Source organism: Actinosynnema sp. NPDC004786 (genome assembly GCF_053601135.1).
In genome coordinates this window covers 78,847-98,482 of sequence record NZ_JBSGBG010000020.1, presented here as the reverse complement: position 1 = coordinate 98,482, position 19,636 = coordinate 78,847, and the positions used below count along the sequence as shown (strand labels likewise).

Here is a 19,636-nt window from a genome sequence, read left to right as displayed (position 1 = left end):
CTCGCCCTCAGCCGGGCCGCTCGCCTCCCACGGCCCGCCTCCCACGGCCCGCCCCAACCCGTCACGCCCGCCCACGCCTGCACCCCACCGCCGCCCGCACACCGGCTTCCCGCCGCACGCCCGCTTCCCGCACACCCCGCGCCGCGCCTGCACGCCCGCCCGCGTCCGCACCCCCGCCGGACGTGGACGCCGGGAGCCTTCACGCCGGCCGAAGCGTGCACGCCCGCAGCCCTCACGCCCGCAGCCCTCACGCCCGCTGACGCGTGCACCCGCAGCCCTCACGCCCGCTGACCCGTGCACGCCTGCCGCTGCGCGCGTAGCCCACCACCGCAGCCGCCCGGCCGGTCAGTCGCCCCCACCGCCGCCACACCCGCCACCGCCGCACGACGAGCCGCCACCGCACGACGAGCCGCCGCTCCCGCAACTGCTGCTGGAACAGCTACCGCACCCACCGCCGCACGACGCGCCGCCATTGGACCCGCTCCCGCGCGACCGCCGTCGCAGCGTCGCCGCCGCGGCCGGTGCGATGCCCAGCACCTCCCACACGTGATGGCGGTCGACCTTGCCGAGCAGGCCGTAGTAGGCGACGAGGGCGATCCGGTTCGGCGACACGGCGGTCCGCTCCAGCTGTCGCACCACGGCCGTCCCCGACCGCGTCAGCGGGCGGGCGATCCGGGTCAGGGCGAGCGACGCCACCAGCGCGCCCAGGATCACGACGGCGGCCACCGCGAACGGCAGGTCGAAGGCGATCAGCGCGATCACCGCGACCAGCCCCGTCGAGATGGTCAGCAGTCGCATCAGGCGCGCGGCCCGCCGCCGGCCCGCCGGCACGACCGCGCCGCGCGCGACCAGGTGTTGCCGCAGCGCCCGGGCCTCGGCGCTGCCGGCGGTCGCGGTGATCACGTCGCCCAGCGACCGCGGCAGCGCGCGGAGGACGTGCGCCTGCAGCGGGCTCCGGGGGGAACCCTGGCGGGCGACCGCGCTGACCAGGCCCGATCGTGAGATCCGCACCGCGCGGGCCTCGACCAGCGACACCACCGCGACCTCGGCCGCCCGGCCGGGGCCGCCGGCCAGGAAAGCCTGCTCCTCGAGGCTCAGGTCCGGGCCGAGGCCCGGGACCGAGCCGAAACCCGCACCCCGACCGGGCTCAGGCGTCGAACCCGCCGAACCCGTCGTACCCGGTGTCCACGACGTCGCCACCGTCATCGCCCTCCAACCACTGCCCGGCCAACCACCCGCCCGCGAACCACCCACCGGCCACCAGCCACCCGTTGCGCCGCTGCCAGCGTCGCGGTTCGACCACCACGGCACGCCTGCGCCGGGGGAGCGGTGCCTGGGACGTTTCCGCAGGTGCGATCGGTTCCACCCGTTCACCGTCGAACACCGCCGTCCGCTCGCCGTCGAACACCGCCGGGTCGACCCGCGCCGGTCCCCGCGCGGACGTCGGGGGCGGCGCGGCGGTCCGGGTCAGGCCGTAACGGGCGGTCAGCTCGGCCGGGTCGACCGGGGCCAGACCCGCCGTCGCCTCCTCGTACGCCCGCGCGCCACGCCTGGTCAGGACCGGCGGCGGGCCCAGCAGCAGCACGACCGCCGGCACACCGGCGGCCGACAGCGCGACGGCCGTCGCCCACCCGCCCGGACCGGCCACGACGCCGACCACCGCCACCACCGCCAACGGCACGACCGCCAGCACGGCCCGCGCCAACCGCCGCCGCGGCGACACCAGCAACCCGCCCTCGACCAGACGCCGCCCGAGCTGCCGGGCGGGTCCGCTGGTGGCCGCGCCGACCACCAGTTCGTCCAGGTCGCACGGCCGCGCCAGCCGGGCGAGCACGACCCCCTGCAGCGCCGACGCCGGCGGCTCGTCCGGGCCGGGCACCGCGGCGGCCACCGAACCGGACACCCGCGCCCGGTTGTCGGCCACCAGCCCGGCCAACGCCACCTCGACCGCCCGCACCGGGCCGCCGCCGAGGTACCCGATCTCCTCGAAGTCCAGCGGCCGGTCGGGCACGGTTCCCGTGACCCGCTTCACCCGCAGGCCCAGGACCACCGCGGCGACGAGCGCCGGGCCGTACCACCACAGGAACGTCATGGCCGCCACCCTAAGAGGTCGCCCGCGCGGTCAAGCCCCGAAAGCGCCAACCCGCCGAACCGCCAACCCGCCAAAGCGCGGACCCTCCGAACCGCCAACCAGCCCAGAGCGGCAAGAGCCCCAAGAGCGCCAACCGGGAGGACGAGAGCGACGGGAGAACCCGGCCCGTCAGCCCCCGCCCCCGCCGCAACCGCCGCCCCCGCCGCACGACGAACCACCGCCGGAGCAACTGCTCCCACCGCCGCAACTCGCCGCCGTGTACGTCCCCGCCGCGAGAGCCCCGCCGGTCGCCGCACGGGTGCGCGGCCGCACCGCCGCCCGCAACGCGCCGTCCGGGTGCCCGCCGAACCCGTTGAGGGCGACCAGTTCGGCGGCCGACGCGGAACCGCTCCTCGCCCGCGCCCCCGCCACCGCCGCACGCCCCTTCGCGGTGCGCGCCAACACCTTCACCTTCACCAGCGCGAGCACCAGCACGCCGGTCAGCACCAGCTGCAACGTCAACCACCCCACGGGCGCGCCGATCACCAGCCCGTTCACCCACCGCACGACCCCGACCGCGAACAGCAGCACCATCGGCGCGACCGCCACCCGCGTCCACCGCCGAGCCGCCTCCGGCGGCACCAGGTAGTCCATTTCGGACAGACGACGACCGACCGCGCGCGGCGCGTCCTGCTCCGACACCGACGTGATGAGCAGCGTCAACGTCCGGTAGCGGTAGCGCGTCGCGTCGGCCAGCACGGCCTGGTCGACCGGGTGGTCGGCGACCGCGGAACCGGCCAGCCGCACCGAGCCGTTGCGCGCGGGCACGAGCGTGCCCGAGTCGATCAGCCTGGCCACGGACGCCTCGACGGCCCGTCGCGGTCCGCCGGCCAGGTAGGCGAGGTCGATCAGGTCGAGTGCGCCTGCGGGGACGCCGGACCGCGTCCACCGCAGGCGCACTCGGACGAAGACCGCGAAGGCCAGCGACAACGCCAGCGCGATCCAGTACAGCTCCAGGAACTCCGGTCCGGACAACCCCCACGGTCGCTCCACGGTCCACCCCCTGTGGCCCCCGGTGGAAACAGCGTCCACCGACTAGGAGGCAATCGTGTGCGCCGGGCCACACCCCGGCAAGGGTGCTTGAGCAAGCCTTAGGGTTCCGGCCGGTTTCAGGGGTCCTCCCGGCGCAGGTCGGGAGGACCGTCGGACGTCAGGAGGATCCGCGGACGTCAGGAGGACGAAGCGCCGTCCACGCCCCCGGAGCCCTCACCGTCGGTGCCCTTGAAGATGCGCATGATCCCTCCCAGTGTCGATACGGCATCGTCGTTCGGCGTAGCGCCTTCAGTCTGCTGGACCGCGGGTGCTTTCGACCAGACGCAAGCTCACCGAGTTGATGCAGTAGCGCTGATCCGTCGGGGTGTCGTAGCCCTCGCCCTCGAACACGTGCCCCAGATGGCTGTGGCACGTCGCGCACAGCACCTCCGTCCGGACCATCCCGTGGCTGCGGTCCTCGCGCAGGATCACCGCGTCACCGGCCAGGGGCGAGAAGAACGACGGCCAGCCGCAGTGCGAGTCGAACTTGGTCTCGCTGCGGAACAGCTCCGCGCCGCACGCGCGGCACGTGTAGAGGCCCTCGGTCTTGGTGTCCGTGTACTCGCCCGTCCAGGCGGGCTCGGTGCCCGCGTCGCGCAGCACCGCGTACTCCTTCGGGGTCAGCATCTCCCGCCACTCCGCCTCGGAGTGGACCACCTTCGGGGTGGCGCCGACGACAGGTTCCATGCCTCCACGGTAGACGACCCGGCGCGGGCCCGGAGGCGGGCGGAACCTCAGGAGAAGAAGACCCAGACGAGCGTGCCCAGGTAGTACCAGACGCTGATCAGCACACCCAGCAGGATCAGCCCCACCACGACGACCGCGACCAGCCGGCGCAGCCCGCCCGCCCGGTTCGCCGAGTCCGCGAACTGCCCGACGCCCGCGACGGTGCCCTCGACGGTGAAGCTCGGCGGCTGCTGCTGCATCCGCCCCAGGTGCTCGGCGAACGCCCTGGTCTCGGGGTCGTCGGGGTCGAGCCCGATCAGCTCGTCCTCGATGCTGTTCCGCGGGCGGTCATCCGGCGCGTCGGCGGCTCTGGCGCTGGCCATGGGCCCCAGCGTATCGGGCGATTCAAGCCGCCGGCCGGGTCAACTCGGCCTCAGCTCACCAGGGCGGGTGACGGCCGGACCGCGCCCACCGGTCGGCCGTGGCCCAGCACGGGGACCGTGGCCAGCTCGTCCGGCGCGTCCACGCCCAGCTTGCGCAGCGCCGCCACCACGACCACCGCCCTGGCCCGGCTGGAGCCGTCCGCGATCTTGCACGCCACGGCCTCGCCGGTGGGCAGGCCGATCGCGTAGACGCCTTCCGCGCCGTCCTTGGCCACCGCGCCCGGGATCGCGCGCATGAGCTTGGTGACGTCCCGGTCGGTGCCGCCGACCCACTCCGGGTGGCGGTTCATCGCCTCCGCGATCCGCCGCTCCGGGCCGCCCGCCGCGCCCGCCAGCGTGCCGAACGCCCTGGCCAGCCCGGCGAGGCTGATGCCGAACAGCGGCGCGCCGCAGCCGTCCACGCCCTCCGCGCCGATGCGCTCGCCGGCCAGCTCCTCCAGCGTCTCGCGGACGGCCCGCTGGAGCGGGTGGCCCGGGTCGAGGTAGTCGTGCGTCGACCAGCCGTTGACGACGCAGGTCGCCAGCATGGCGGCGTGCTTGCCGGAGCAGTTCATGTACTGCGGGGCCTTGGCCCGGCCCGCCCGCAGGTGCGCCCGCAGCGCGTCCTCGCCGATCGGCAGGTCCGGGGTGCACTGCAACGCGGTCTCGTCCAGGCCGTGCGCGCGGAGGATGCGGTGCACGCCGTCGACGTGGAAGTCCTCGCCGGAATGGCTCGCGCAGGCCAGGGCCAGCAGCTCGCCGTCCAGGTCGAGGCCGTGGCGCAGCATGGCCAGCGCCTGCACCGGCTTGTTGGACGAGCGCGGGTAGGTGGTGTCGTGCGGGCGGCCCACGGCGAGCACCTCGCGCCCCGTCCGGTCCAGGGCGATCACCGAGCCGTGGTGCACCGACTCCAGGAACGCGCCGCGCCACACCTCGGCGACCAGTTCGTGTGCCATGCGTCCCTCCACCGTGCTCTGCCAACTGTCGACAGTTAACATTGCGAGGACTTCTCGCGCTAGGAGACGTTCGTGACACCTCCCGTGCACTTGAGCTTGGCCGGTCAGGCCGTGGACGTGCTCCGCGAGCTGGTGCTGACCGGCGACATCCCGCCGGGCACGCGGGTCAACGAGGTGGAGCTGGCCCAGCGGCTGGGCATCTCGCGCGGTCCGCTGCGCGAGGCCATCCGGCACCTCGCCTCGGAGGGCCTGCTGGTGCTGGCCCCGCACCGGGGCGCGTCCGTGCCGACGGCCGACGCCGACGACGTGCGGGCCCTGTTCGAGCTGCGGACCGCGCTGGAGTGCGCGGCGGCGGAGCTGGCGGCGTCCCGGCGCACGGAGGCCGACGTGGTGCGGCTGCGCGCGGTGTGCGAGGAGTCGCGGCGGGCGTACTCGGCGGGCGAGCGCTTCCCGTACCGGCTCGACCTGGCGTTCCACCAGGCGTTGCTGGACGCGGCGCGCAGTCCCCGGATCGCCGAGCAGGTGCGGCTGGCGCAGCAGCGGGTGGTGCTGCTGCGCAGCGGGCTGCGCGACGACCCGCCGCACCAGCACGCGTCGCTGGACGACCACGACGCCCTGGTCGCGGCCGTCGCCGCCGCCGACCCGACCCGCGCGGCCGACGTGATGCGCAAGCACCTGGCCCGCGTGTGCGCCCAGATGCTCACCAGCCTCGGCTGACCGCGCGCGCGAAGGTCGTGAGCCGAGGTCGCGGGCGGCCGCGACCGCCCGCGACACGACCCGCCGTCAGCCCAGCGACCCGGTGACCTTCGCGTGGCCCTTGAGCAGGTTGCGGGCGATGGTGCGGCGCTGGATCTCGTCCGTGCCCTCGTAGATCCGCAGCAGCCGCAGCTCCCGGTACCAGCGCTCGATGGGCAGCTCGCGCGTGTAGCCCATGCCGCCGTGGACCTGCAGCACCCGGTCCACGATCTCGTTCGCCTTGATGCCGCCGTACAGCTTCGCCATGCTCTGCGCCTGCCGCGAGTCCGCGCCCTGGTCGACCAGCCACGCGGCGTGCAGCACGAGCCAGCGCAACGCCTCGATCTCCACCGCCGAGTCCGCGATCATCCACTGGATGGCCTGGTACTCCGCGATCGGCCGGCCGAACGTGACCCGGTTGTTTGCCTGCTCGATCGCCATCTCCACGAGCCGCTCGCACGAGCCGATCGCCCGCGCGGGCAGCAGGTAGCGGCCCTGGCCGATCCACTGCATGGCCAGGTGGAAGCCCTTGCCGACCTCGCCGAGCACGTTCTCCTCGGGCACCCGCACGTTGTCGAACACCAGCGCCGCCGGACCCCACTGGCCCATGGTCTGGATCGGCTCGGACTTCCAGCCCATGTCCCGGTCGACCAGGAAGCACGTGACGCCGCCGTCCGCGCCCTTCTCCTTGTCCGTCACGGCGAACACCATCACGAAGTCCGCCTCGTTGCCCTGCGTGATGAACGTCTTCTCGCCGTTGATCACCCAGTCCTTGCCGTCCTTCACCGCGGACGTCCGGATCGCCTTGGCGTCCGACCCCGCGCCCGGCTCGGTGATCGCGAAGCAGGACACGCGCTCGCCGGAGATCGTGGGCAGCAGGTAGCGCTGCTTCTGCTCCTCGTTGGCGTGGAACAGGATGTTGTCGGCGTACCCGCCGAACCGGAACGGCACGAACGTGCGGCCCAGCTCCGCCTCCAGCAGCGCCGTCATCACCGCGCCGAGCCCCATGCCGCCGTACTCCTGCGGCGTGAGCACGCCGAAGAACCCGGCCGCCTTCGCCTTGTCCTGCAACTCCTTCAGCTCGTCCCGGGTCAGGCCGGGTTGCCCGAGGCGCTCGCGGCGCAGCACCTCCGGCTCCAGCGGCGCCACCTCCCTGCGCACGAAGGTCCGCACCCAGTCGCGGATCTCCTTCTGCTCCTCGTCCAGCGCGAAGTCCATGCCGTCCGTCCTCCCTCTACCCTCTACGCGAACGCGTTGACGCCGGTCAGCGCCCGGCCGATGAGCAACTTCTGGATCTGGCTGGTGCCCTCGTAGAGGGTCGTGACGCGGGTGTCGCGCAGGTACTTGCCGACGGGGTACTCGTCGACGTAGCCGTACCCGCCGAAGACCTGGATGGCGTTGTTGGCCACGCGCACGGCCGCCTCGCTGGCGTACAGCTTCGCCATGGACGCCTCCGTGCCGAACGGCTCGCCCCGGTCGGCGAGGTCCGCGCACCGCCACGTCAGCAGGCGGGCCGCGTCGGTCTCCACCGCCATGTCCGCCAGCAGCTCCTGCACGAGCTGGAACCCGGCGATGGGCCGGCCGAACTGCTCCCGCTGCTTCGCGTACCCGACCGCGGCCTCCAGCGCGCCGCGGGCCGCGCCGACGCACCCGGCGGCCACCGACATCCGGCCGCGGTCGAGGGCCTGCATGGCCAGCCTGAAGCCCGCGCCCTCCTCGCCGAGGCGGCACGCGTCGGGCACCCTCACGCCGTCGAGCGCCAGCTCGGCCGTGGCCTGGCCGCGCATGCCGAGCTTGCCGCGGATCTCGGTGGCGGTGAAGCCGGGCAGGTCGGTCGGCACCAGGAACGCGGTGATCCCCTGGGGCCCGGGACCGCCGGTCCGGGCGAAGACCAACGCCACGTCGGCCCACGTCCCGTTGGTGATGAACACCTTGCGGCCGGTGATCAGCCAGTCGCCGCCGTCCCGGACGGCCCGGGTCGCGAGCGACGCGGCGTCGGAGCCCGTGCCGGGTTCGGTGAGGCCGAAGCAGCCCAGCTCGCGGCCCGCGCACAAGCCGGGCAGCCAGCGCCGCTTCTGCTCCTCCGTGCCGTGCTTGGCGATGGTCTTGCCGACCAGGCCGAGCGAGACCGAGACGATGCCGCGCACGGCCGAGTCGCCCCGCGCGATCTCCTCCAGCACGAGGCAGTAGGCCAGGTGGTCGCCGCCGGAGCCGCCGTGCTCCTCGGCGACGCCCAGGCCGAGGAAGCCCACCTCGCCCAGGGCGGGCACCAGGTCGCGGTCGATCGCCTCGTCCCGGTCCCAGCGCGCGGCGTGCGGGACGATGCGCTCCTCGGTGAACCGGTGTGCCAGCTCCTTGAGCTGCCGGTGTTCGTCGGAGATGCGCAGATCCACCGGGGTGCCCTCCTAACCGAACGGTGTTAGGTTATCTAACCTAGGCGCGGAATCGACCACAGGCAAGGGGAGCCGACATGCCGAGGAGCCCGATCCTGAGTGCCTCGCGCATCCGGACCGCCGCACTGCACATCATCGACCGCGACGGCCTGGACGGCCTGTCGATGCGCAAACTCGCCGCTGAGCTGGGCGTTCAGGCGGCCTCGCTGTACGGGCACGTGAGCACCAAGGACGACCTGCTGCACGAGGTGGCGGCGGAGATCCTGGAACGCGTCGACGTGTCCGGGTTCGAGGGCGGCGACTGGCGGCACGGCCTGCGCAGCTGCGCCCGCTCCTACCGGGCGGCCCTGGCCGCCCACCCCAACATCGTGCCGTTCCTGGCGTACGGGCCGGCGCACCGCGAGGCGTCGCTGCGCCGGCTCGACGTCGTGCACGGCGGGCTCGTCGCGTCCGGCTGGACGCGACGCGAGGCGACGATGATCGCCGCGTCGCTGATGTACCTGGTGTTCGGCGCGGCGCTGAGCTCGTTCTCCAGCGGGTTCACCGAGGACCAGTCGTTCTACCGGGACCGCTACCCGAACCTGGACAAGGCCCACCTGCTGCCGTCCGTGGCCCGCGAGCTGGACCACGACAGCTTCGAGCTGGCCCTGGACGCGTTCGTCACCGGGCTGGGGGCGCGAGCGCGCGGCTGAGCCGGGAGGCCAGGTCGGCGGCGTCCGCGGGCGCGACGGTGATCCAGTCGGAGCCCGTCGTCGCGTACCGCCCGCGCGGCGTGTCGATCCAGGTGATCGGCTGCTCGGAGCCGTCCACGGCGAAGTGCCCGGTGCCCGTCACGGGACCCGCCAGCATCTCCCGCACGGCCCGGACGTCCGGGTTGCCGGTCCGCCGGACGGCCCGCGTGAAGCCCTGCGGCTCGTCGTCGGGCGCGAGGTCCTTCGCCGCCACCGTCACGGGCCTGCCCGGTCCGGCCCGCAGGGGCGGCACGACCCCGACCGCCCCCTCCACGGGGCCGGGCACCACGTCCAGCAGCACGAACCCGTCCTCCTGCACGGCCCGGACCGCATAGGCGCCGCGCGCCACGACGACGGCCCGCAGCATGGTGTCGGCGTGGACGTCCGGCATGCCCAGCACGGTGATCCGGGTGACCGGGCGGTGCAGCAGGCGCAGGGCGTCCTCGAGATCGGCCTCGGGCCGGCCGCGCCGGGCGAGCCCCCGGCGGTCCAACTCGGCGTACACGTCCTGCCGCACCCTCCGCCGCTCGTCGAAGGTCGAGCCGGGGGAGGGCAGGTCGAAGGGGTAGGGGACGGGGCCCGCGTCGAGGTCGTCCCAGAGGATGTCGAAGGCGGGCAGGGGGAGTGCGGCGACCCGTCTCATTCGCCGATGGTCTCCGGCGCGACCATGCGCGTGTCGTCGAAGTACTCGTCGGTGGGGATGAGGTACTTCGTCTGGTGCTCCTGGTCCTCCGCACCGGCCGTGCCGGCGGGCGCCGCCGCCCCGACGGGCGCCATCCCGGGCGCGACCCGCCCCTGACCGCCCGAGGACCCGAACGCCCCGCTCCCGGCGGGCCCGAACCCACCGGCCCGCTGCGCGCCTCCCGGCACTCCCGGCCCACCCGGCGCACCTGCGCCACCGCCTCCCGCTGCCGGGAAACCACCGGGCACACCCGGCCGACCACCCCTGCCTCCACCGACGGGCGACCCACCACCGGGTGGCGTGACACCGCGCGGCGGGACGACCGGGCCGGTCGCGGGCCTGCGTCCGGGCGGCATCATCGCGGGCGGCAATCCCGGCGGCGTGACCGGCGGCTGGTGGTAGCCGGGGGACGGAGGCGTCAACGGCGGTGGCGTGGTGGACGGGGCGGTCCAGGATGCCCGCGTCGTGCCATCGCTACCGCCAACCACCGTGGGCCCGGGGACCTGCGTCGTCGCTGCCGTAGCGGTACCGGTGCCACCGACGTTCCCGATCCGCACGTTCGAGTCCACCGACCGGGTGGACACGGACGAGGGCTGCGAGTCGCCGGTGACCACATCCTGTTCCCGCGTGACCTTGGGCGGCTCATCGAGTTGCGGCATGCCGAGCGCCGCGGAGTGCAGGGCGTTGTCCCGCGCGTACAGGACATCGACGGCCTGGGCCTTCGCCTCGAGCGACTTGGCGTACTGGGCCGCGTAGAACCGCGGTGCCGCCACGATACTGATGACGTCTCCAGTGCCGACCATGGAGTAATAGACTTCTTCCGGCGTCGGTTTCACTACCGGGGGCATCCGTAGCGCGGCTTCGCCGGCGATTTCCGTCTGTGCGGATATTGTCTCGCTGGTTCGGGTGAACTGGCTGCTCGCCATGTCGCAGAACCGGCCGACCTTCAGCAACGCTGCCCTGGCCTTCTCGCCTGCTTCCCCGGTCCACTGCTCCGTCGAGCGCCTTACTATACCGGAGAATGCTTCCGCGAGTTCGCCCAGGGTCTTGCCGATGTCCGCCCAGTTGCTCACGATGCGATTGGCCTTCACGGTGTCCAGATTGGCCTTCGCAAGGTCGACCAACGCTTCATGTGAAGCGGCCTCGTAGCGAATATCGGGTGCAGGCGGCGTCGACTTCGAGTTCACGGGTACCCCTCTTGGTGGTCAGGGAAGCTTGGGGGCGATCAACTCGGCCGCTTGAGTCGCTCGACTGCACGCCGCTGCCGTGTCGGTTGAGTTCGCCTTGACGGTACCGATGACCTGCACCGTCGAAGACGTCGAAACGGAGATGACGACATGGCACATGTACTTCGCATTGAGAGGTGCTTCCACGAGGGTGGCGGGGTACTTTCCCACATGTGTCGGCGTAACTTTGTCGCCTTCATAGTTGAGGTCATCGATGCCCTGATCGGCCCGGATTCCCGCAGCTGCGCCCCCGTCCGCGCCCTTGAGCCAACGACACGTGTTGGCTCCGCCTACCTCTTCCGCCTCACCCGGATACCTGAGGCCCAGTTGTCCGACGTCTGCCGGAGTGAGCAGGTCACAGGGATCCAGGGCCGCCAGTGCCGCGTTCTCGGAGGTGCTCGCGGAAGTGGATGGCAGCGGAGTCGAGGTCCCGGACATCGTCGCCGCAGGCTGCGGTGAACCCACGGTGTCGGTGCCGCATGCGGCGGCAACCAATGCCGTTCCGACTGCGCAGACGATCGTGAGGCGGGTGAGTGAGCGGTTCATGACGGGATGCCCCTTGCGATATTCGCGGCCGTATCCTCGGCCGTGGCGTCCACGTTCTTGTACGACGCTCGGCTCCGGTCGAGTTCCGCCTTCAGTTCGTCCATCCTCTGGGTTAGTTGTGGGATGACATCCTCAAGTGCTCGCCGGCCCATTTCGCGGTTGCTTCTGCCGATGTGTTCCGCATATCCGCCTCCCAGGGGAGTGTCGGTCGCGACGAAGCTGGCGTTGTAGCCGGCTTTGGCGAGTTGTTCTTGCATGGCTGTCAACGTGGAGATCATGGCATTGATATCGCGGGTGTCTATCGACACCCCTTTGGCGCGGGCGGTAACCACTGCGGTAACGGCTTCGGCGACTTGGCGGACGCCGTCGGACAGCCAGTCGGTCCTGATGTCCTCGTTTGTGCTCTCCGATGCGGTGACGTGGATGTTGTCGATCGGTGCGCTACCGTCCTCGACCACAGGGCATACCCCTCCCTGGCGCGCCTCGCATGTCGATCAAGGACTGTAGCGCAGTACCATGGTAGGTGTGGACCACTGGTCCCACGTCATCCAAATGGTGTACCTGTCACCCGCAGTTTTCGTGCTTCATTCACGTGATGATTTCTCGCATTGAATCGCCACGGTTGGTGACGTCCGCGCCCGGTACGAACGCCTGGTCGTTGTTAGGCTCACCCGTATGGCCCAGGCTGTGGAACTGACCGTCGGTGAACGCGTGGTGCGGGTGTCGAACCCGGGCAAGGTCTACTTCCCCGAGCGTGGGATCACGAAGATCCAGGTGGTGGAGTACTACCTGGCCGTCGCCGAACCCCTGCTCCGCGTCCTCCGCGACCGCCCGACGACCCTGAAGCGGTACGTCGACGGCGTGACCGGCGAAGCCTTCTACCAGAAGCGCCTGCCCAAGGGCGCTCCCGAGTGGGTCGAAACGGCGCGCGTCAAGTTCCCCTCCGGCCGTCCCGCGGACGAGGTCTGCCCCACCGAGCCCGCCGTGCTGGCGTGGGCGGCGAACCTCGGCACCTTCGACTTCCACCCCTGGCCCGTCCGGCGGGCGGACACCGATCGGCCGGACGAGTTGCGCGTCGACCTCGACCCGCAGCCCGGCACCGGCTTCCGGGACGCGGTGGACGTGGCGATGGTGCTCCGCGAGGTGCTGGGGGAGCTGGGCCTCACCGGCTACCCGAAGACGTCCGGCGGCCGGGGCGTCCACGTGGCGGTGCGCATCCGGCCCGAGTGGGACTTCGTGGACGTGCGGCACGCCGTGATCGCGTTGGCGCGCGAGGTGGAACGGCGCGTGCCGGACAAGGCCACCACGTCCTGGTGGAAGGAGGAGCGCGGCGAGCGCGTCTTCCTCGACTTCAACCAGGCCGCCCGCGACCGCACGATCGCGTCCGCCTGGTCGGTCCGCGGCACGCCGCGCGCCACCGTCTCGACCCCCGTCACGTGGGATCGCCTGTCCACAGTGGACCCGGACGACTTCGACGTCCTCACCGTCCCGGCCTACCTGGCCGAGCACGGCGACCCGCACGCCTCCCTGGACGACGAGGCGTTCGGCATCGAGGAGCTGCTGGAGTGGTACGCGGCCGACGACCGGGGCGAGATGCCGTACCCGCCGGACTACCCCAAGATGCCCGGCGAGCCGCCCCGCGTGCAGCCGTCGCGGAAACGGAACTGACCCGCCCGGGTTCATCCGTCCGTGTGGTGCTCCGGCCGTGGGCCCGCCCCGCGGGTGCGCGCGCGACGCCGTGGACGCGCAGGTTGCGCGCACCACGACCCGGACCACCGGTCCCGACCGCACGGACGGGCGTATCGCCTGGCCCACGGCGGCGGAGCAGGGTGGGCCGCATGAGCGACCGACGCATCGAGGTGGTACTGCCGGCGGACGTGTCCGCGCACGACTACACGGCCGTCGCGCACGCCGTCTGGACGGTGTTGAGCGACGCCGGGTTGGACGCGGACACGGCGCTGCGCTCCGACGACGAACCGGACGAGACCCCGGAAGGCGGCCGTTGAGCCGATCCCGCGGAACGGGAGGGCCTCCCGGCGCGGAGGTCCTCGCGTGCCCCACGACCGCTCCCACCTGCGGCTGGAACGGTCGGAGCCCTGCGCCAACCGGTTGTTTCCGACGCCGCTTCGGCCGCGATCCGGCTCCTCCTCTCGTACCATGGGGGCAACGCCGGAGAACAGGGAGGCAGCCGATGACCCAGGCGTACGTGGTGCGGTTCGTCGGCGGTCCCCTCGACGGCCGGGTCGACTCGCACGCCAGGCCGCCCGAGGGCCCGAAGCAGACCGTCACCCACGTCCACCTGCACGGCGGCCCCAAGATCGTGCACCACTACGACCTCCAGTACGCGGTCGAGTACGGCTGCGAGTACCGGCTCCGCGTCGAGGACTGACGCCGCTTCTTGACACAGTCAGAAGCCCGCGACCGTAGACACGCCCCTCACCAGCGGTTTACCGTTTGAAGCGCGTGAGAGCGCTCTCACAAGGTTGTGAGCCCTGCTGGAGGTCCCTGTGCGTTCACCCCGCCCCCACCTGGCGGCCCTGGCGGTCGCCGTGGCCGCGGCCGCCGTCATCCCCCTCGCCCTGCCCGCGACGGCCGGCGCCGTCACGGTCGGCGCCGGCAGCTACGCCACCACCCGCCCGGCGGGCGCGGTCGGCCCGTCCGACGCGAACGGCTCCGCCGTGTCGCCGAAGGTCACCGCCCGGATGGCCGGCCGGCCGGTCCCGACCAACGACTGGTGGTCGTCCCTGGCCTTCCAGCGCTATCCCGGCAACCCGTACTCCGAGAACATGTACGCCCACCCGCTGACCTTCCACGCGGCGGCCCAGGGCCTCGGCGTCGGCCACCCGACCAGCCCCACCATCACCCCGGACGGCCGGTTCTACGAGTTCATGCACACCGACGACCTGTTCGTCGGCGTCAGCGGCCTGAACGCGCCGCGCACCCAGGTCGACGGCTGGTCCGACTGGACCGTCACGCCACTGTGGACGGACGGCACGCGCACCCTGCGCACCACCATCGGCCACGGCTTGCCCTACGTCTACGCCGAGGCCGGCGGCGGCGCGGCCCGCGTCGGCTTCAACGGGGCCACCACGATCTGGAGCAACACCGGCACCACGCTCGGCGTCACCGTCAACGGCCGCGACTACGCGCTGTTCTCGCCGAGCACCTGGAACCTCGTCGGCACCGCCGAGGCCACCTCCGCGGCCGCCTTCTTCTCCGTCGCCGTGCTGCCGAGCCGCGACGCGCTGCCCCTGTTCCAGCGCTACGCGTTCTCGTTCGTCACCGACACCAAGGTCAGCTGGACCTACAACGCGGCGAACGCCCAGCTCACCGCCACCTACACGGCCACGACCACGGCCCGCCAGGGCACCCAGACCGGCACCCTCCAGGCCCTCTACCGGCACCAGTGGCTCAACTCCTCCGACGCCGTCACCGGCTACCGCTACCCCTCGCCCCGCGGCGAGATGCGGTTGCGCGAGGGCGCGTCGTTCACCACCCGCAGCACGTTCAACGGCGTCCTGCCCGCGCTGCCGCTGTCCTCGGCGGCCGACCGGAACCGGCTGCGCGCCGAGATCGACCAGGAGCTGAACGCGGCCGACCCGTGGAAGGGCGCGGGCGACACCTACTGGACCGGCAAGGCGCTGTGGCGGCTGGCCGCGCTGGCCCGCGTGGCCAACCAGATCGGCTACACCGAGGGCCGCGACCGGCTGCTCGGCCTGGTCCGCGACCGGCTCACCGACTGGCTCACCGCGACCCCCGGCGAGACCGACCGGCACTTCGCCTACGACGCCACCTGGGGCACGCTGATCGGCTACCGCGCCGCCTACGGCACCGACGCCGAGCTGAACGACCACCACTTCCACTACGGCTACTACGTGCTCGCCGCCGCCGTCCTCGCGCAGCACGACCCGACGTGGGCGTCGGACTCCCGCTACGGCGGCATGGTCAAGCTGCTGGTCAAGGACGCCAACAACTACGACCGCGCCGAGACCCGCTTCCCGTTCCTGCGCAACTTCGACGCCTACGCGGGCCACGGCTGGGCGTCCGGGCACGCCGGGTTCGCGCACGGCAACAACGAGGAGTCCTCGTCCGAGGCGATGATGTTCGCCACCGCCGCCGTGCTGTTCGGCCAGGCCACCGGCGACACCGCGCTGCGCGACGCGGGCATCTACCTGCACACCACGCAGGAGACCGCGATCGCGCAGTACTGGTTCGACAAGGACGACGCCGTCTTCCCCGCCTCCTACCAGCACGGCACGGTCGGCATGGTGTGGGGCGCGGGCGCGAGCTACAGCACGTGGTGGACGGCGAACCCCGAGGAGATCCACGGCATCAACATGCTGCCGATCACCGGCGGCTCGCTCTACCACGCCGACTACAAGGCCGACATCCTGCAGAACATCGCGGAGCTGCGCGCCAACAACGGCGGCGCCGAGGTGGAGTGGAAGGACATCATCACCCAGTTCCTGGCGCTCGCCGACCCGGCGCAGGCGCTGTCGCAGTACGGCTCGGGCCTGGAACCCGAGGCCGGCGACTCCCGCGCGCACGCCTACCACTGGATCACGTCGCTGAACACCTACGGCACGCCGGACACCTCCGTCACCGCGAACGTGCCGACGCACGCCGTGCTGAGCAAGAACGGCGCCCGCACCTACGTCGCCTACAACCCCGGGACGACGACCGCCACCGTCACGTTCTCCGACGGGCAGACGCTGTCCGTGCCGGCGTCGTCCACCGCGTGGCGCGGCCCGGCCGGCACCGGCGTCGACTCCGGCTCCGGCGGCGTGAACCCGACGTCCACCACCACGACCACGTCCACCACCACGACGACCACAACGACGACCACCACCACCACCACGACCGCCCCGCCGGTCAGCCGGGACGCGTTCGGCACCATCCAGGCCGAGTCCTACGACCAGCACAACGGCGTGTTCAAGGAGACGACCACCGACACCGGCGGCGGCCAGAACATCGCCGGCCTCGCCAACGGCGACTGGGCGCTCTACCGCGGCGTCGACTTCGGCAGCCGCACCGCCCGCCAGTTCGTCGCCCGCGTCGCCAGCGGCGCGGCGGGCGGCGTGAGCGGCCTGGTCGAGGTCCGGGTCGGCAGCCCCACCGCCGCGCCCGTCGGCAGCTTCGCCATCGCCAACACCGGCGGCTGGCAGAGCTGGCGCACCGTGCCCGCCAACGTCACCGGCCTGACCGGCAGGCACGACGTCTACCTGACCTTCACCAGCGGCCAGCCGGCCGACTTCGTCAACGTCAACTGGATCACGTTCGGCTCCTAGACCTGCCGCCGCATCCCGCTCCACCGGAGGAGATCGGATGAACGCGAGAATGAGAGGTGTCCTCGGCGCCGCGTCCGTCGCGCTGGCACTGGCCCTGCTCGGGTCGGTGATCGCCTACCAGCCGGCGGGCGCGGGCCCCCTGGTGAACCACGACAACCACCCGGCCGCACCGGACGCGCGCCAGGCCGCGGCCATCGAGGGTCAGGCCGGCATCCAGGCCGCGTCGGAGTTCCGCGCGAACTGCCGCGCGAGCCACCGGTCCGGCGACGACCCGATCATCTACCCCAACCAGACCGGCGCGTCGCACGTGCACGAGTTCTTCGGCAACCGGTCGACCAACGCGTCGTCCACGTACACGTCGCTCAAGGCGGCGGGCACCACGTGCGACCCGGTGGTCGACCTGTCCGCCTACTGGGTGCCCACGCTCTACAAGAACGGGCAGCCGGTCGCGCCGGAGAGCGTCACCGTGTACTACCAGGGCATCCACGACATGCAACGCGCCGTCGCCCACCCGCCCAACATGAGGTACGTCGTCGGCAACGCCCGGGCCACCAGCCCGGACCAGAACCCGTCCGCGCGGTGGTCGTGCACCACGCAGTCGCCCTCCAGCCGGGACTTCATGAACTGCCCGGCGGGCACCAAGCTGGAGACCTACCTCGACTTCCCGACCTGCTGGAACGGCCGGGACCTGGACAGCCCCAACCACAAGGACCACATCGTGTTCTGGGCCGGCTCCTGCCCGTCCACGCACCCCGTGGTCCTGCCGCGGCTGGAGTTCCTGATCACCTACCCGGTCAACGGCGGCGGGCTGTCGCTGGGCGGGACGGTGAACGGGGTCAACGTCACCAACGCGCCGGGGTACACCTTCCACGGTGACTTCGTCAACGCGTGGGACCAGACCGAGCTCGAACGACGGGTGCGGAACTGCGTCAACGCGGGACGCATCTGCGGCACCAACGGCAACCCGATCTAGACCGGCGGGCGGCGGGGCCCTCGCTCCCGCCGCCCGTCCACAGTGGACGGATGCGCGCGACGTGCCGCCGGTGGCAGGATGCGCGGGGTGAAACCCGGGGACCGCCTGCCGGTCGCGCTCGCCGCACTGGTCGTGGTGGCGGTCGCGGTGTCGGCCATCCGGCCCAAGAGCCACGTCACGTGGCTGCTGGAGGTCGCGCCGATCCTGATCGCCCTGCCGCTGCTGGCCTGGACCCGCCGCCGCTTCCCGCTGACCCGGCTCGCCTACTGGCTGATCTTCGGGCACGCGCTGGTGCTCGCGCTCGGCGGCCACTACACCTACGCCGAGGTGCCGCTGGGCGAGCTGCCGTGGACCGACCGCAACCACTACGACCGGTTCGCGCACTTCGTGCAGGGGTTCGTGCCCGCGGTGCTGGTGCGGGAGGTCCTGCTGCGCCGCACGCCGCTGCGGCCGGGCCGGTGGACGTTCTTCCTCGTGTCGGCGACGTGCCTGGCGATCAGCGCCGGCTACGAGTTCGTCGAGTGGGCGGGCGCGGTGGTCGGCGGCGAGTCGGCGACCGATTTCCTCGGCACGCAAGGGGACGTGTGGGACACGCACTGGGACATGCTGCTCGCGCTGGTCGGCTCGGTCGTCGCGCAATGGGCGCTCGGGCGGGCGCACGACCGGCAGCTCGCGGAATTGTCGGTGCGATAGGGCAAGCTGCACCCGACGGATCTTGTGCGAGCGGTGTCGTGGAGGTAGGAGATGGCGAAGGCCAAGCAGAACTCGTTGTCCGCGGAGGACATCGACCACCTGCGCGCGGAACTGGCCGCGGGGCGGCCGGCCGCGGTCTGGTTCACCTCCGCCGCGGTCGGGGTGGAAGCCGGGCGTTCGGGGAAGGTGGTGGCGTTCACCGAGCCCGCCGAGGGCGACTTCATCCAGGTGCGGCCGACGGGGGACAAGGACGACTTGTCGTTCTCGCCGGCCGAGCTGACGGTGGAGAAGCCCGCGCCGCGCAAGCGCACCCCGGCCCCCGCCCCGACTCCCGCCCCGCCCGCGCCCGCTCCCGCTCCCGTCGAGCACATCTACACGCCCGGCCCCGCGCCCGCTCCGCCGAAGCCGAAGCCCGCACCGGCTCCGGCGTCCGCTTCGGCTCCTGCGCCCGCTTCGGCTGAGCGCAAACCGGCTCCGCGCAAGCAGGCCAAGCCGGCGGAGGTGACGGTGACCCTCGCGTCGTCCGCGGACGGCGAGTGGACGGTCGACGTGCAGTGGGGGTCCAAGCGCACGCTGAAGGCCGCGCCGGTGGCGGCGTCGGCCGTGGCGCAGGCGGCGAAGCTGTTGCCGGCGGAGGTGGACGAGGCGGTGGAGAGCGTGCTCAGCGCGGCGCGGGAACGGCACCTGGCGCGGGTCGAGCAGCTGCGGGCCGAGTTGGAGGCGGCGCAGCGGGCCTTGGACGAGCTGACGGGCTGACCGACCGCGAGCGGACTGCCGCCGACCGTCGGCCGGCCATCGGTGCGCTGTCGATCGCCCTGCGCGGGTTGCCGGCCTGGCCGACTGTTGGTCGGCCGTGCGCGGGCTGCCGGCCGGCCTGGTGGGGTTTTGGCGGGCTGTTGGCCGGCTCTTGGCGGGCTGCGGCCGGCCGTTGATCGGCCGTTGGTCTGCCGTGCGCGGGCTGTCGACGCCGGCCGTGGGCGAACCGCGCGCGAACCGCGCGCGGACCGGTCGCTGACCAGGCGAGAACACGTATTGCAACGTCTTGATGATTGCCGTTCCGCGATCGGGTGAGGGTACTTCCCCTGGCCGGCGGTAGGGGCGGACCGTGGGGGCGAAATACCTTCGGTCGCACGAACTCGCTCGACGCCGCGGAGGCAAAGAT

General features: G+C 72.4%; 21 protein-coding genes. 9 read left to right on the top strand and 12 right to left on the bottom strand.

Annotated elements, in window-relative coordinates; all coding sequences use genetic code 11:
• Nucleotides 1-345: 345 nt before the first annotated feature.
• From ACWEFJ_RS19910 to ACWEFJ_RS19885, 6 genes are all read right to left on the bottom strand, one after another.
• Complete coding sequence (locus ACWEFJ_RS19910) at nucleotides 346-1,206, bottom strand: TIGR04222 domain-containing membrane protein (RefSeq protein WP_449714624.1); 861 nt, start codon at nucleotides 1,204-1,206, stop codon at nucleotides 346-348.
• Nucleotides 1,148-2,092 carry a TIGR04222 domain-containing membrane protein gene (locus ACWEFJ_RS19905; RefSeq protein ID WP_449714623.1) on the bottom strand — a complete coding sequence of 315 codons (945 nt, stop codon included), beginning with the start codon at nucleotides 2,090-2,092 and terminating at the stop codon, nucleotides 1,148-1,150. The genes ACWEFJ_RS19910 and ACWEFJ_RS19905 overlap by 59 nt, the downstream gene beginning before the upstream one ends.
• 168 nt (nucleotides 2,093-2,260) lie before the next feature.
• Nucleotides 2,261-3,124: a TIGR04222 domain-containing membrane protein gene (locus ACWEFJ_RS19900; protein WP_449714622.1), complete on the bottom strand. Its 864-nt coding sequence runs from the start codon at nucleotides 3,122-3,124 to the stop codon at nucleotides 2,261-2,263.
• 288 nt (nucleotides 3,125-3,412) lie between these two features.
• Entirely contained in the window at nucleotides 3,413-3,850 is a 438-nt protein-coding gene (gene msrB / locus ACWEFJ_RS19895) for a peptide-methionine (R)-S-oxide reductase MsrB (RefSeq protein WP_378085313.1), read from the bottom strand.
• Nucleotides 3,851-3,897: 47 nt separating this feature from the next.
• The gene (locus ACWEFJ_RS19890; protein WP_449714621.1) at nucleotides 3,898-4,212 is read right to left on the bottom strand and encodes a hypothetical protein; all 315 of its coding nucleotides are present in this window, start codon (nucleotides 4,210-4,212) and stop codon (nucleotides 3,898-3,900) included.
• 50 nt (nucleotides 4,213-4,262) lie between these two features.
• Complete coding sequence (locus tag ACWEFJ_RS19885) at nucleotides 4,263-5,207, bottom strand: asparaginase (RefSeq protein ID WP_449714620.1); 945 nt, start codon at nucleotides 5,205-5,207, stop codon at nucleotides 4,263-4,265.
• Between the two features lie 72 nt (nucleotides 5,208-5,279).
• Here ACWEFJ_RS19885 and ACWEFJ_RS19880 point away from each other — a divergent pair, with 72 nt between their 5' ends.
• On the top strand, nucleotides 5,280-5,924 hold the full coding sequence (locus ACWEFJ_RS19880; RefSeq protein ID WP_378085319.1) for a GntR family transcriptional regulator: 645 nt from the start codon (nucleotides 5,280-5,282) through the stop codon (nucleotides 5,922-5,924).
• A gap of 66 nt (nucleotides 5,925-5,990) precedes the next feature.
• Here the strand turns inward: ACWEFJ_RS19880 and ACWEFJ_RS19875 are convergent, their stop codons facing one another.
• Both ACWEFJ_RS19875 and ACWEFJ_RS19870 read right to left on the bottom strand, forming a co-directional pair.
• On the bottom strand, nucleotides 5,991-7,160 hold the full coding sequence (locus tag ACWEFJ_RS19875; protein ID WP_449714619.1) for an acyl-CoA dehydrogenase family protein: 1,170 nt from the start codon (nucleotides 7,158-7,160) through the stop codon (nucleotides 5,991-5,993).
• A 23-nt stretch (nucleotides 7,161-7,183) separates the two neighbouring features.
• Nucleotides 7,184-8,335: an acyl-CoA dehydrogenase family protein gene (locus tag ACWEFJ_RS19870; RefSeq protein WP_449714618.1), complete on the bottom strand. Its 1,152-nt coding sequence runs from the start codon at nucleotides 8,333-8,335 to the stop codon at nucleotides 7,184-7,186.
• A 77-nt stretch (nucleotides 8,336-8,412) separates the two neighbouring features.
• On the opposite strand from ACWEFJ_RS19870, the gene ACWEFJ_RS19865 reads away from it, so the two are divergent.
• Complete coding sequence (locus tag ACWEFJ_RS19865; RefSeq protein WP_378085325.1) at nucleotides 8,413-9,027, top strand: TetR family transcriptional regulator; 615 nt, start codon at nucleotides 8,413-8,415, stop codon at nucleotides 9,025-9,027.
• On the opposite strand, the gene ACWEFJ_RS19860 is transcribed toward ACWEFJ_RS19865, so the two are convergent.
• The 4 genes from ACWEFJ_RS19860 to ACWEFJ_RS19845 are packed head-to-tail and all read right to left on the bottom strand — an operon-like array spanning nucleotide 8,996 to nucleotide 11,978.
• Nucleotides 8,996-9,709: an ESX secretion-associated protein EspG gene (locus ACWEFJ_RS19860; RefSeq protein ID WP_449714617.1), complete on the bottom strand. Its 714-nt coding sequence runs from the start codon at nucleotides 9,707-9,709 to the stop codon at nucleotides 8,996-8,998. The two genes, ACWEFJ_RS19865 and ACWEFJ_RS19860, sit on opposite strands and share 32 nt — an antisense overlap.
• A complete protein-coding gene (locus tag ACWEFJ_RS19855) occupies nucleotides 9,706-10,935 on the bottom strand; it encodes a hypothetical protein (protein WP_449714616.1) in 1,230 nt (409 codons plus the stop codon). Before ACWEFJ_RS19855 ends, ACWEFJ_RS19860 begins: the two co-directional genes overlap by 4 nt.
• Before the next feature lie 18 nt (nucleotides 10,936-10,953).
• Nucleotides 10,954-11,520 (bottom strand): DUF3558 domain-containing protein, encoded by a 567-nt coding sequence (locus tag ACWEFJ_RS19850; protein WP_449714615.1) that lies wholly within the window; start codon nucleotides 11,518-11,520, stop codon nucleotides 10,954-10,956.
• On the bottom strand, nucleotides 11,517-11,978 hold the full coding sequence (locus ACWEFJ_RS19845; RefSeq protein WP_449714614.1) for a hypothetical protein: 462 nt from the start codon (nucleotides 11,976-11,978) through the stop codon (nucleotides 11,517-11,519). Before ACWEFJ_RS19845 ends, ACWEFJ_RS19850 begins: the two co-directional genes overlap by 4 nt.
• Before the next feature lie 217 nt (nucleotides 11,979-12,195).
• Here ACWEFJ_RS19845 and ligD point away from each other — a divergent pair, with 217 nt between their 5' ends.
• The 7 genes from ligD (at nucleotide 12,196) to ACWEFJ_RS19810 (ending at nucleotide 19,230) form a co-directional block, all read left to right on the top strand.
• Nucleotides 12,196-13,188: a non-homologous end-joining DNA ligase gene (ligD, locus tag ACWEFJ_RS19840; protein WP_378085335.1), complete on the top strand. Its 993-nt coding sequence runs from the start codon at nucleotides 12,196-12,198 to the stop codon at nucleotides 13,186-13,188.
• A 170-nt stretch (nucleotides 13,189-13,358) separates the two neighbouring features.
• Entirely contained in the window at nucleotides 13,359-13,526 is a 168-nt protein-coding gene (locus ACWEFJ_RS19835) for a hypothetical protein (protein WP_449714613.1), read from the top strand.
• A gap of 185 nt (nucleotides 13,527-13,711) precedes the next feature.
• A complete protein-coding gene (locus ACWEFJ_RS19830) occupies nucleotides 13,712-13,909 on the top strand; it encodes a hypothetical protein (protein ID WP_378085339.1) in 198 nt (65 codons plus the stop codon).
• A 118-nt stretch (nucleotides 13,910-14,027) separates the two neighbouring features.
• Nucleotides 14,028-16,808, top strand: coding sequence for a glycosyl hydrolase (locus ACWEFJ_RS19825; protein WP_449714612.1), 2,781 nt, complete (start codon nucleotides 14,028-14,030; stop codon nucleotides 16,806-16,808).
• 37 nt (nucleotides 16,809-16,845) lie between these two features.
• A complete protein-coding gene (locus ACWEFJ_RS19820; RefSeq protein ID WP_378085343.1) occupies nucleotides 16,846-17,781 on the top strand; it encodes a DUF1996 domain-containing protein in 936 nt (311 codons plus the stop codon).
• Between the two features lie 87 nt (nucleotides 17,782-17,868).
• Entirely contained in the window at nucleotides 17,869-18,474 is a 606-nt protein-coding gene (locus ACWEFJ_RS19815; RefSeq protein ID WP_449714611.1) for a DUF2238 domain-containing protein, read from the top strand.
• Nucleotides 18,475-18,525: 51 nt separating this feature from the next.
• Nucleotides 18,526-19,230, top strand: a complete 705-nt coding sequence (locus ACWEFJ_RS19810) for a DUF6319 family protein (protein WP_449714610.1) — start codon at nucleotides 18,526-18,528, stop codon at nucleotides 19,228-19,230.
• Nucleotides 19,231-19,636 lie beyond the last annotated feature (406 nt).